12 protein-coding genes are annotated in these 11920 nt (G+C 72.5%); 8 read left to right on the top strand and 4 right to left on the bottom strand.

Annotated elements, in window-relative coordinates; genetic code table 11:
- Nucleotides 1-2: 2 nt before the first annotated feature.
- On the bottom strand, nucleotides 3-1172 hold the full coding sequence (gene tuf, locus ACFYY2_RS32975; protein ID WP_388749921.1) for an elongation factor Tu: 1170 nt from the start codon (nucleotides 1170-1172) through the stop codon (nucleotides 3-5).
- Between the two features lie 312 nt (nucleotides 1173-1484).
- A complete protein-coding gene (locus ACFYY2_RS32970; RefSeq protein ID WP_388749918.1) occupies nucleotides 1485-2204 on the bottom strand; it encodes a DNA alkylation repair protein in 720 nt (239 codons plus the stop codon).
- A gap of 49 nt (nucleotides 2205-2253) precedes the next feature.
- Between ACFYY2_RS32970 and ACFYY2_RS32965 the strand changes: the two genes are divergently transcribed.
- The 7 genes from ACFYY2_RS32965 (at nucleotide 2254) to lnt (ending at nucleotide 9018) form a co-directional block, all read left to right on the top strand.
- Nucleotides 2254-2976, top strand: a complete 723-nt coding sequence (locus tag ACFYY2_RS32965) for a TVP38/TMEM64 family protein (protein ID WP_388749916.1) — start codon at nucleotides 2254-2256, stop codon at nucleotides 2974-2976.
- Between the two features lie 193 nt (nucleotides 2977-3169).
- Entirely contained in the window at nucleotides 3170-4042 is an 873-nt protein-coding gene (locus ACFYY2_RS32960; RefSeq protein ID WP_388749913.1) for an undecaprenyl-diphosphate phosphatase, read from the top strand.
- Between the two features lie 217 nt (nucleotides 4043-4259).
- A complete protein-coding gene (locus ACFYY2_RS32955) occupies nucleotides 4260-4667 on the top strand; it encodes an ester cyclase (protein WP_388749910.1) in 408 nt (135 codons plus the stop codon).
- Nucleotides 4668-4870: 203 nt separating this feature from the next.
- Nucleotides 4871-5044: a hypothetical protein gene (locus tag ACFYY2_RS32950; protein WP_388749907.1), complete on the top strand. Its 174-nt coding sequence runs from the start codon at nucleotides 4871-4873 to the stop codon at nucleotides 5042-5044.
- A 260-nt stretch (nucleotides 5045-5304) separates the two neighbouring features.
- A complete protein-coding gene (locus ACFYY2_RS32945) occupies nucleotides 5305-6654 on the top strand; it encodes an MFS transporter (RefSeq protein ID WP_388749904.1) in 1350 nt (449 codons plus the stop codon).
- 154 nt (nucleotides 6655-6808) lie between these two features.
- Nucleotides 6809-7279 (top strand): nuclear transport factor 2 family protein, encoded by a 471-nt coding sequence (locus ACFYY2_RS32940; RefSeq protein ID WP_388749901.1) that lies wholly within the window; start codon nucleotides 6809-6811, stop codon nucleotides 7277-7279.
- Nucleotides 7280-7392: 113 nt separating this feature from the next.
- A complete protein-coding gene (gene lnt, locus ACFYY2_RS32935; RefSeq protein WP_388749898.1) occupies nucleotides 7393-9018 on the top strand; it encodes an apolipoprotein N-acyltransferase in 1626 nt (541 codons plus the stop codon).
- Here the strand turns inward: lnt and ACFYY2_RS32930 are convergent.
- Together ACFYY2_RS32930 and ACFYY2_RS32925 are read right to left on the bottom strand one after the other, a co-directional pair.
- Complete coding sequence (locus ACFYY2_RS32930; RefSeq protein WP_388749896.1) at nucleotides 8942-9847, bottom strand: Gfo/Idh/MocA family protein; 906 nt, start codon at nucleotides 9845-9847, stop codon at nucleotides 8942-8944. The genes lnt and ACFYY2_RS32930 overlap by 77 nt on opposite strands.
- Before the next feature lie 33 nt (nucleotides 9848-9880).
- Nucleotides 9881-11092: an FAD-dependent monooxygenase gene (locus ACFYY2_RS32925; RefSeq protein WP_388749893.1), complete on the bottom strand. Its 1212-nt coding sequence runs from the start codon at nucleotides 11090-11092 to the stop codon at nucleotides 9881-9883.
- A 79-nt stretch (nucleotides 11093-11171) separates the two neighbouring features.
- Between ACFYY2_RS32925 and ACFYY2_RS32920 the strand changes: the two genes are divergently transcribed.
- Nucleotides 11172-11792: a TetR/AcrR family transcriptional regulator gene (locus ACFYY2_RS32920; protein ID WP_388749890.1), complete on the top strand. Its 621-nt coding sequence runs from the start codon at nucleotides 11172-11174 to the stop codon at nucleotides 11790-11792.
- The last annotated feature ends 128 nt before the right edge of the window (nucleotides 11793-11920 follow it).

Here is an 11920-nt window from a genome sequence, read left to right as displayed (position 1 = left end):
GGTCAGAGCAGTGCGGTGACCGTGCCGGCGCCCACCGTCCGGCCCCCTTCGCGGATCGCGAAGCCCAGACCGGACTCCAGCGGGACGTCACGGCCGAGCTCGACGGTCATGGTGACCGTCTCCCCCGGCCGCGCGACTGCCGCCTCGCCGAGGTCGACGTCCCCGACGACGTCGGCCGTACGGATGTAGAACTGCGGCCGGTATCCCGTGGTGACCGCTGTGGTCCGGCCCCCTTCCCGTGCCGACAGCACGTACACCTGCGCGGTGAAACGCCTGCTGGGCGTCACGCTGCCGGGCGCCGCCACCACGTGGCCGCGCCGGACCCGGTCGCGCTCCACCCCGCGCAGCAGGAGCGCGACGTTGTCGCCGGCCTCGGCGGACTCCATCGGCTTGCCGAAGGTCTCCAGTCCGGTCACGACCGTCTCGACGTCCGCGCCGAGCACCGACACACGGTCGCCCACGCGCACCGTGCCACGCTCCACGGCCCCGGTGACGACGGTGCCCCGGCCCGTGATCGTCAGCACGTTCTCCACGGACAGGAGGAACGGCGCGTCGGTGTAGCGGACCGGGATCGGCACGTACGTGTCGACGGCGTCCAGCAGGCCCTCGATGGACGCCGTCCAGCGCGGGTCGCCCTGCAACGCACCGAGGCCCGACACCCGCACGACCGGTACGGCGTCGCCGCCGTAGCCGTGCGCGGTGAGCAGTTCGCGTACCTCCAGCTCGACCAGGTCGGTGAGTTCGGGGTCGCCCGAGTCGGCCATAGTCAGCGCGACAACGATGTGGTCGACGCCGACCTGACGGGCCAGCAGGACGTGCTCCGCGGTCTGCGGCATGATGCCGTCGAGCGCGGACACCACGAGGATCGCCCCGTCGAGCTGCGCCGCTCCCGTCACCATGTTCTTGATGTAGTCGGCGTGACCGGGCATGTCCACGTGCGCGTAGTGCCGGGTGTCGGTCTCGTACTCGACGTGCGCGATGTTGATGGTGATGCCGCGCTGCGCCTCCTCGGGGGCCCGGTCGATCCGGTCGAACGGCACGAAGGTGCCGGTACCGCGGTCACTGAGGACCTTGGTGATCGCGGCGGTCAGGGTGGTCTTCCCGTGGTCGACGTGACCCATGGTGCCGATGTTGAGGTGCGGCTTGGTGCGCACGTATGCCGTCTTGGGCATGGCTCGTTCCTTGGTTTCGAAGCTGAGAGAGAAGACCCCAGGGCCCCGCCGACCCTCCCCTCACGGGGTCCGCCGGACTGTCGGGGGAGGGTCAGCTTCGGGCGCCGCCGAAGGGCGCCGGGGCAGCGCCGAACGCCGCGTCGAGTGCTGCTGCTGCGGTCGCGGCCGCAGGGCTCACGGCAGCCTTCGGCGTGTCCGCGACTGCGGACTGCGCTGTGGGGAAGGCGTACCGGAACATGCCCTGATCATGGCGGAGCGGCCGGGCGCCGTCGAATGGTTTTCCCGGCCGCCGGGACCGCGCTCCGGGACTCCTCAGCCGATGTTCTTGAGTGCCTCGCGTACGGAGAGCGGCGACAGCCGGTCCCGGGCACCGTCGACGAAGTCGCGTACGGCGTCCGGGGCCGTCTTGGCGTACTCCCGCAGGGCCCAGCCGATCGCCTTTCGGATGAAGAAGTCGGGGTGACCGGCGCGCAGCAGGCAGTAGCCGAAGAGCCGGCCGGTGTCGGTCCGCTCCCTGTAACGGAGTTGGTGCAGCAGCGCGGTCCGGCCGATCCAGACGCTGTCGTCCTCGATCCAGTCGTCCATCGCGGTCCGCAGTTCCGGTTCGGCCATGACGAGGGGCCCGGCCACGTGGGCCGCCAACACGTCGACGGTGTCCCACCAGGGGACCGTCGAGACGAGATGGCGCAGGACCGGGAGGAAGCCCGCCGAGCAGCGTGCGGAGTGGCGGCGCAGGAGGTCGGCGGCGAAGTACTGGTACTCGCGCTCCGGCAACTCCCAGCAGCGCAGGGCGATCGCGGTGAGATCGGTCTCGTCCGGCCTGTCCGTGCCCGCCAGGACGGTCCTGGACAGCTCCCTGCGTCGCGGGGCGGGGATGCCGAGGAAGGGTGCGACGTTCTTCATGTACGCGGCGGCCTGGGCTGCGCGTTCGGGATCGGCGGCCTCGGGATACACCCGGACGAGCCGGTACAGCACGGTGTCGGCGAGCGCGCTGGGCGGCACGACGGGGACGGGCTGGGCCGGGGTGCTCATGCCGTGCACATTACGGCGATCACACACCTGTTTCGGTTACGCTCCCCAGATGTTCGACCCCGTCCCCGCAACACGGCCCTCCGGCGGCCTGGCAGTGCGCTGTACGAGGGCGCTGCTCTCCCCCTGGTCCCGGTTCTCCCTCCTCGTGGCGGTCCTGCTCGGCGCCGCCACCACCATGGTGCTGTTCGAACCACAGAGACTGCTGGCCTCCGGCTGGCCGCCCCAACTCACCGGTTCCGCCGCCGCGATGCTGTTCGGTCTCGCGTACGGGGTGTGCACCGTGGCGTTCGTGCCACGCCCGCTGCTCAACCTCGCCGCCGGCGCCCTCTTCGGCGCCCAGGCGGGACTGGCGGCGGCGCTGGCGGGCACCGTCCTCGGTGCGGGGGTCTCCTTCCTGCTGGGCAGAGTGCTGGGGCAGGACGCGCTGCGCACCCTGCTGCGGGGCAAGTACCTCAAGGCCGCGGACGGACTGCTGAGCCGGCACGGCTTCCGGTCCATGCTGGCGCTGCGGCTCTTTCCCGGGGTGCCGTTCGCCGCGGCCAATTACTGCGCGGCGACCTCACGCATGGGATATCCGCCGTTCCTGCTGGCCACCGGGCTCGGTTCCATCCCCAACACGGCCGCGTACGTCATCGCGGGCAGCACCGCGTCGTCGCCGACCTCGCCGGTGTTCCTGGCGGCGATGGCCTTCATCGTGATCTCCGGCGCCGGCGCGGCCCTGGTCGCCTGGCGCAGGCGCCACCGGCTGGCCGTGGCGGCCGGGCCCTCCTGACGGGGCGGGCGGCGCGGCGAAGCCGGGGGCAGCGGGCAGCCCGTTCACCCGCAGGCGATACGCTGCGCGCATCCGACAGAGGATGTCCGGGACCGTGGTGTCCCGCCCCCTTTTCTGACCGCATACGCACACCGCCGACGGCTTTCGTGTCCGTCGGCCGTTGCATGAGCATCTCCGGGATGGCCAAAGCCCCATGAGCTGGTTCGAATCATTCGTCCTGGGCCTCGTTCAGGGACTGACCGAGTTCCTGCCGATCTCCTCCAGCGCGCATCTGCGGCTGACCGCGGCGTTCGCGGGCTGGCACGACCCGGGAGCGGCGTTCACCGCGATCACCCAGATCGGCACCGAGGCCGCGGTCCTCATCTACTTCCGCAAGGACATCGCGCGGATCGTCTCGGCCTGGTTCCGGTCGCTGACCAACTCCGCCATGCGCAGTGACCACGACGCCAAGATGGGCTGGCTGGTCATCGTCGGGTCGATTCCGATCGGTGTGCTGGGTGTGACCTTCAAGGACCAGATCGAGGGCCCGTTCCGTGATCTGCGTCTGATCGCCACGACCCTGATCGTGATGGGTGTGGTGCTCGGCGTCGCGGACCGCCTCGCCGCCCGCGACGAGACCGGGGGCAAGCACAGGGCGATCAAGGAGCGCAAGTCCCTGAAGGAACTGGGCGTCAGGGACGGCCTGATCTTCGGCTTCTGCCAGGCCCTGGCGCTGGTCCCGGGCGTCTCACGGTCAGGCGCGACGATCAGCGGTGGTCTGCTGATGGGCTACACCCGTGAGGCGGCGGCGCGCTACTCCTTCCTGCTGGCCGTTCCGGCGGTGCTCGCCTCGGGCGTGTTCGAGCTGAAGGACGCGGGCGAGGGCCACGTCTCCTGGGGCCCCACCATTTTTGCGACAATCATCGCTTTCGCGGTCGGATATGCCGTAATCGCATGGTTCATGAAGTTCATCACCACGAAGAGCTTCATGCCGTTCGTCATCTACCGCATCATCCTGGGCATCGTGCTGTTCGCCCTGATCGGCGCGGGTGCCCTGAGTCCGCACGCCGGTGAGTCGGCGGGCTGAGGCAGCTGTTCCGAGCGGTTCTCCCCAGCAGGCGGCCGGGTACGGCCGGGGCCCTCGTCCCCGGCGGTACCCGGCTGCGGCGTGTGGGGGCAAGCGGTGACCCGTACGGGGTGGCCCTCGGCATGTCGGCGCGCTCCCGCGGGCGGCCGCAGCAGGATCGGTGTCCGCGGCGGCTGTTCCGGCGCCGCCGCGCGTTCACGATACCGAGGAGCAGCCCGTGTCCCAGCAGGAGAACATCGCCGTACAGACCGCGTTCGGAGAGGCGGTCAGCACGGGGAACCTCGACGCCCTCACCGATCTGGTCGCTCCGGGAGCGGTGGACCACGACCCTGCGCCCGGTCAGGGCCCCGGCCCGGAGGGCTACCAGAGCATGTTCCGCGATCTGAGGCTCGCGTTCCCGGATCTGCGGGTCGAGGTCGAGCATCTGGTGGCCACCGACGACGAACTCGCCTTCGCCTACACCATCAAGGGCACACACCGGGGCGAACTGCTCGGCCACGCGCCGACGGGGAAGGCGGTCGCCTACCGGGGCATGCAGATCAGCCGCTTCGAGAACGGCAAGCTCGTGGAGCGCTGGGGAAGCAGTGACGAACTCGGCATGATGCGGCAGCTCGGCCTCGTCTGACGCGGACGGAGGCGGCGCGGGGCGGGGCCGCCACCTGCGAAGACGGAGGGATGCCCTGCCCCGGGCCCCCTGCCCGGCACGGCCCGCCGGCCGACGTCGCGAGGGCCCGGGCGCCGGTCGCGTGACCGCAGGATCCACGGCGATTCAGGAGTACGCCCTGCGCGGCCGGTCGGATTGTCGGCCCACGCCCTTAGAATCGACGTATGCCCACCCCCTACACCGAGCCGACACCGGTCCGCTCGCTCGCCGAGCTGAACGCGCAGATCCGCACGCTCGTGGACGGTGGCCTGAGTACTCTGGAGGCCCGTCAGGAGTACGAGCGGCTGCTCGTCGAGTGGGGATCGGCCGTGCAGCAGGGCGCCGCCGAAGCGGCGTGACCGGCGGCTCCGGCGTGTCTCCAGGAGCCGCTCCGTCTGCGGACGCCCGGACCGGGTGCCCGCAGGCGGCGAACGACATACGAGGAGTTGCGGACATGCCCGGTCGCCCGAGCGCGCGTTGACATCCCGGCCGTCACCGGCCCGTCATCGCGTGCTGCCCCCGAAGTAGCGGCACAGCGAGCCTTCTTGAGCCCGGAGCAGGGGCACACCTGTGGTGTGCCCCGCCGCGGGCAACCTCGTCCGCAACCCGAGGGGTCCGCGTGCCGCCCGCTTCCTTCCCCGATTCCGATTCCGGCCTGCCCGGCGCGTCGAAGCTCCGGCGGGACCGTGACTTCCGCCGGCTGTGGTGGGGGCAGACGGCCTCCCAGCTCGGCGAACACGCGACACTCGTGATCCTGCCGCTCTACGCCGTCCTCACGCTCGGCGTCGATCCCGGCAGGCTCGGTGTCCTGCGCGCCGTCGGCCAGGCGCCGGTCCTGCTCCTCACGCTCTTCGTGGGCGCCTGGGTGGACGGTTGGCGGAGCCGCACGGTGATGGTGCTGGCGGACGGCGGCCGGGCGCTCGTCCTGGGCGCGACCGCTCTGATCGCACTGTTCGGACGGTTCGGCCCGGCCACGCTGTGCGTGGCCGTCCTCGCCGTCGGGGCTCTGTCCGTCCTCTTCGACGTCGCCTACCAGGCGTCCCTCGTGCGTCTGGTCCGACGCGACCAGTGGGTGCGGGGCAACAGCGCGCTCGAGGGCAGCCGTTCGGCGGCCCAGGTCGGCGGTCCCGCGCTCGGCGGCGCCCTGGTCTCCCTGCTCTCCGCGCCCTTCGCGGTGGCGTCCGGCGCCCTGTTCTTCGCGCTCTCGTGCGTGTCGATCCGCCGGATCCGCCGGGCCGAACGGCTCCCTGAGCGCCCGGAACGGCAGCCCCCGGTACGGCGGCGGATCCGCGAGGGCCTTCGTCTCGTCCTGGGCGACGCCTCGTTGCGCGCCGTGTGCCTGGCGTCGGCCGTCTTCCAGTTCTCCTTCGCCGCGCTGATGACGGTCCATCTGCTGTTCCTGCCACGGGAACTGCACCTGTCGGGCACAGCCGTGGGCCTGGTACTCGCGGCGTCGGGGCCGGGTGCGCTCCTGGGCTCCCTGCTGGCCGCCGACCTGCCGAAGCGGTTCGGTTACGGCGCGGTACTCGTATGCGCCGCGGCGATCGGCGACGGCGCGTTCCTGTGCGTACCCGCGCTGCGCGGCTCCTCCGCGGTGACCCTTCCCGTCCTCATGGCCGTCGGCTTCGTGTTCGGGGCGGGAGGGCAGGTGGTGAACGTGGCGGTCATGGCCGTCCGGCAGAGTGTCACGCCGGAGGGGATGCAGGCCCGCGCGGCTGCGACGATCACCTTCGCCGGCATGGGGCTGACGCCCTTGGGTTCCGTGCTGGGCGGGGTCCTCGCCCAGGAGTGGGGGCTGCGCACCGGTCTCCTGGTGACGGCCGCCGGCATGCTGCTGTCCCCGGCGGTGATCGCCCTGTCCCCGCTGGCCCGCCTGGGACGGGCGCTTCCCGCCGTGGCCGCCGGGCAACCCTCCGGCCGGTGCGCGGATCCCGGGACCGGCGGCGTCCCCAGCCCGGCCGCCGAGTGAGGGGACGCGCCGGCGGTGGTCCACTCGGGCCGCTGCTGAGCGTGCACGTCAGGCCACCGCGGCGCCGACGGCCGTCGCCCGTCGCGTGGTTCCGGTCCGGTCGGGGCGCTGCAGGACTCTTGGCGTGCCGCCCCCACTGGCCGAGACTTGGGCGATGACACAGCGCGTGGCTCTCGCGACGGTGATGGACCGGCTCTCCATCGACTCGGTGATCAGCGAATACGCCGCCGCGGTGGACGGCGGCGCGTGGGAGGCGTACCGCGCCCTGTTCACGCCGGACGGCCGCGTCGACCACCGGGGTGCGGGCGGGCGGGAAGGGCCGGTGGGCGAGGCGGTGCACTGGCTGGAGGACACCTTGCGGCTCGTCCCCGTCCGTCAGCACCTGATCGTCAACCGGCGCTTGGACCTCCAGGACCTGGGCGGATACCCGGGCGACCTCGCGCGTGTGCGGGCGGACTACCTCAGCCCGCGTGGAGGCGGGGGGACGGGGACGGCGGCGCCGACGACGATGTCCGGCGGCCGGTACGTCTTCGATCTTCGGCGCACGGACCCGGGCTGGCGGATACACAAGGTCACGATGGAAGAGACGTGGCGGCATGGCCCCGGGGCCGCCGCCACCGCCTGATCACCCCGTCACGTCCGGCTCGGACCGGCCGGCGCCGGGGCGTTCCCCCTGTGCGCTCCTGATCTTCTGGCGCACACTGGGATCAGGCGGAGGACCGGCGAGGAGGACAGGGCATGCCGATGCGGGGCACGCGGCTTCCGGATGCGACGGCCGACGGGGACGTGCGGCCGCACGTACGTCTGCTGCGCTCGCGCGTCGGACGGGGAGCCGTCGCACTGTGCGCCGGTGCGCTCCCCGCCCTGGCCTTCCCTGCTCCGTCCCTCTGGTGGTTCGCGTACGTCGCGCTCGTGCCGTGGATGCTGCTGATCCGGTCGGCGGGCACGGGCCGGAGGGCCGCCCTCGACGGCTGGCTCGGCGGGGTGGGCTTCGTCATCGCCGTCCACCACTGGCTGATGCCGAGCCTGCACGTGTTCATCGTGGTGCTCGCCGCCCTCCTCGGGCTGCTGTGGGCTCCCTGGGGGGTTCTGGTGGCCCGGCTGCTCGGCGGACCGCCGTCCGTGCGCAGGTCCTTCGCCGCGGTCGTCGTGGTGCCGTCCGGCTGGCTGATGATCGAACTGGTCCGCTCGTGGGAGGGGCTCGGCGGGCCGTGGGGCCTCCTGGGGGCCAGCCAGTGGAACGTCCCGTTCGCCCTCAGCACCGCGTCGGTGGGCGGCGTGTGGCTGGTCAGCCTCGGTGTGGTCGCCGCGAACACGGCCGTCGCGCTGCTGGTCGCCGTGCCCTCGGCCCGGCGGACGGCCGCCGTGTGCGTCGCCGTGGGTGCGTTGGGTGTGGGAGCGACGGCCCTGTGGGCACCGCGGCCCGAGGAGAAGGGCACGGTCCGTATCGCCGTCGTGCAGCCGGGGGTCGTCGACGGCCCCGGCAGCATCGGGCAGCGCTTCACACGCAGCGAGGAGCTGACCCGGAGCCTCGCGGGCCGGGACGTGGACCTCGTGGTGTGGGGCGAGAGCAGCGTGGCGGTGGACCTCTCACGGCATCCGGAGACGGCGGACCGCGTCACCGCCCTGTCGCGTCAGGTCGGCGCGGACATCCTGGTCAACATGGACGCCCGGCGCACGGATGGCCCCGAGCGCACCGGAATCTTCAAGTCGGCGGTGCTGGTGGGCCCTGACGGTCCGACCGGGGACCGGTACGACAAGATGCGCCTGGTGCCGTTCGGCGAGTACGTCCCGGCCCGCTCCCTCCTGGGCTGGGCGACCTCGGTGGGCAAGGCCGCCGGCGAGGACCGGCTGCGCGGCACCGCCCCCGTGGTGATGGACCTGCCGGACGGGCTCCGGGTGGGGCCGCTGGTGTGCTTCGAGACCGCGTTCCCCGACATGAGCAGGCGGCTCGTGGAGGACGGCGCCGAGGTGCTCGTCGCCCAGTCCTCGACCTCGACGTTCCAGCACAGCTGGGCTCCCGAGCAGCACGCCTCGCTGGGAGCACTGCGCGCGGCGGAGACGGGCCGTCCGATGGTGCACGCCACGCTCACCGGGGTGAGCGCCGTGTACGGCCCGCGGGGTGAGCGGGTGGGCGCCCCGCTCGGTACGGACGCGAGCGAGGCGGCCGTGTTCGACGTGCCGCTCGCCCAGGGCACCACGCTCTTCGTCCGGCTGGGCGCCTGGCCCGTGTACGGCGCGCTGGCCGTGCTGGCCGTGTTCTTCGGCGTACTCGGGCTGCGGTTCCTCAGGAAGCCTGCTCCAGCGCGTCCAGGACCACCCGTTCGCACAGCCGGTGGGTCTCCAGAGCGTCCTGCGCACTGAGCACCTCGCCGGCCCGCACCGCGTCCAGGAAGGACAGGACGCACTGCTCGATGCCGCGCTGACGGGCGACCGGCACCCAGTCGCCGCGGCGCCGCAGGGTCGGCTGGCCCTTGTGGTCGACGACGTCGGCGAGGTTGAGCACCTGCCGCTTGGAGTCCTGGCCGGAGACCTCGAGGATCTCCTCGGTCGACCCGTTGAGCCGGTTCATCATCCCGATGGCGGTGAATCCGTCGCCGGACAGCTGCAGCACCACGTGGTGCATCAGCCCGTCGACGATCCGCGCCCGCACGACGACGCCCGTCACGGGGCCCGGAGCCAGGAAGCGAAGGGTGTCGACGACGTGGATGAAGTCGTCGAGCACCAGGGTGCGCGGATCCTCGGGCAGCCCCACCCGGTTCTTCTGCAGGAGGATCAGCTCACGCGGGTGCTCGGCGCACTGGGCGTAGGACGGGGCGAGCCTGCGGTTGAAGCCGACGGCGAGCGTGACACCGCGCTCCTCGGCCAAGGCCACCAGCCTCTCGGAGTCGGCGAGTTCGTACGCCAGCGGCTTGTCGACGTAGGTGGGGACGCCCGCGGCCAGGAGGCGCTCGACGATCTCCGCGTGCGCCGCGGTCGACGCGTGCACGAAGGCCGCGTCCAGCCCATGCTCCAGGAGTGCGCCGAGGTCCTCGTGGCACCGCTCGTCCGGGATGCGGTGTGCGGCGGCGACGTCCGCCAGCGTGGCCGGGGTGCGGGTCTGCAGATGCAGTTCGACGCCGGGCAGGGCTGTCAGTACCGGCAGGTACGCCTTCCTCGCGATGTCTCCGAGCCCGATGCAGCCGACCTTCACGAGGTTCTCCCTGTCGCCTTGACCAGGTTCCCGTCACGGCCGCGTCGTCCGCCCGTCCCTGGTCCCGGCAGCATACGTGCGCTGCGGAGGCCGCCAGTCGGCGATCCCGTCGAACGTCCGGAGGACCAGCCCGGGACCCAGCCTGGAGACCGCGGACATCAGTCCGTCGCGGAGGGCGACGGCGGGCCTGCCGGAGAGCCCCGTCAGCCGGGACACCTGCGCCGCCTTGCGCACGATGGCGGTCGTACGCGGCACCCTGGCCGCGCTGTAGGCCGCGAGGCCCGCGCCCAGGTCGCCGTCCGGTGCCGCGTGGTGGGCCAGCACGACGGCGTCCTCGATGGCCTGGTTACCCCCCTGTCCGAGGAAGGGCACCATGGCGTGCGCCGAGTCGCCGACGAGGACGGCGCGGCCCCGGTGGAAGGCCGGCAGCGGATCCGCCAGGTGGTGGACGTCGTGGCGCAGCACATCGCCGGGCCCGACGGAGGCGATGATGCCGGGGATGGGGTCGTGCCAGTCGCCGTACCTGCGGAGCAGTTCCGCCTTCTCGTCGTCGGGGGCCCGCCCTCCGGCGGGGACGGCGGCCGCGGCGTAGGCGTAGATCCGCCCGTCCTTCATGGGGTGGCTGCCCCACAGCGCGCCACGCCCCCACGTCTCGTGCGAGGCGAAGGGCCGGCCGGGCCTGGGGGCGATGACGCGCCAGGTGGTGAATCCGCTGTACGAGGGCCCCGGATGGCTCGGGAAGAGCGTGCCGCGCACCACCGAGCCGATTCCGTCGGCTCCGACCACGAGATCGGCCTCCAGGTCGCCCCCGGACGTCCTGACGACGGCACGCCTCCCGTCCGTGCGGCCGGCAGAGACGAGCTCGGCCGTCGTGGCCGTGTGCACGGCGGACTCGGGGAGCCGGGCTCGGAGCAGACCGATGAGGGCGGACCGGTGGAGCAGGACCAGCGGGCCGCCGAAACGCTCGGCGGCCGCGGCGCTGTCCGTGCGGGCGAGCCAGCGCCCGGACGGAGTGCGCATCCCTCCGTCGCCCTGCCAGGCGGCGAGGGATCTGACCTCGTCGCCGAGGCCGATGACGTCCAGTGCGCGCTGGGAGTTGGGGGCGAGGCTGATGCCGGCCCCGACGGGTTCCAGAGAGGGGGCGCGTTCGAGGACGGTGACCTGCCAGCCGCTCCGGTGCAGAGCCGCCGCGGCGGCCAGACCTCCGATGCCGCTTCCGACGACCACCGCTCTGGACGTCCCCATGACCGAACCTCCCGCTCACTACACCTGTAGTAACAACCTCAAGGTACTACAGGTGTAGTGACGGCGGTAGATTGGCCCCATGCCCCCACGCTCCGCTTCCGCAGGCACCACCCGCCCTTCCGGGCCCTCCCGCGCCGACCTGATCGCCGACGCCGCGCTGGCCCTGCTCGCGGAGCGCGGAATGAGGGGCCTCACCCACCGGGCCGTGGACGAGCGGGCCGGGCTCCCCCAGGGATCCACGTCGAATCAGGCGCGCACCCGGGAGGCGCTGCTGGAGGCGGCCGTGCGCCGGCTCGCGGAGCTCGAAGCCAGGGTGCTCGACCCCGGGGAACTGAGCGCGGACGGTGGCCCCGACCGCATGGCGGCGGGACTCGCACACGCGCTGCACCGCTACCTGACCGGCGGCACCGCCCTGCTGGTGTGCCGCTACGAGCTGGCCCTGGAGGCCACCAGGCGGCCCGCGCTGCGGGAGTTCTACGACGAGGCGGGCAGACGGTTCCGCGAACCTCTGGTCGCCCTGATGGCCGCCGCCGGGTCGAGTGAACCGGAACGCCACGCCCTGTCCGTCGTGGCCTGGGCCGAGGGGATGATGTTCGCCTGCGCGGCCGGGTCGTACCACCGGGCCGTGCCGACGGAGGCCCAACTGGCCGTCGGCTGCGGCGAACTGCTGCGGGGAATGCTGGTGACCGGTCCCGCGTGAATCCGCATGGGACCGGTCCTGCGCGAATCCGCGCGGCGACACCGGCCCCGCGTGAATCCGCCCGTCACAACGGCCACGCCGACCTCGTAGGCGAACCGATCGACCGCGCCGCCGGGCAGTGACGTCCG

It is taken from the genome of Streptomyces sp. NPDC001822, from assembly GCF_042892135.1.
Taxonomy (GTDB): domain Bacteria; phylum Actinomycetota; class Actinomycetes; order Streptomycetales; family Streptomycetaceae; genus Streptomyces.
The sequence above is the reverse complement of the archived record's forward strand: the minus strand, read 5'-3'. Positions and strand labels throughout refer to the sequence as shown.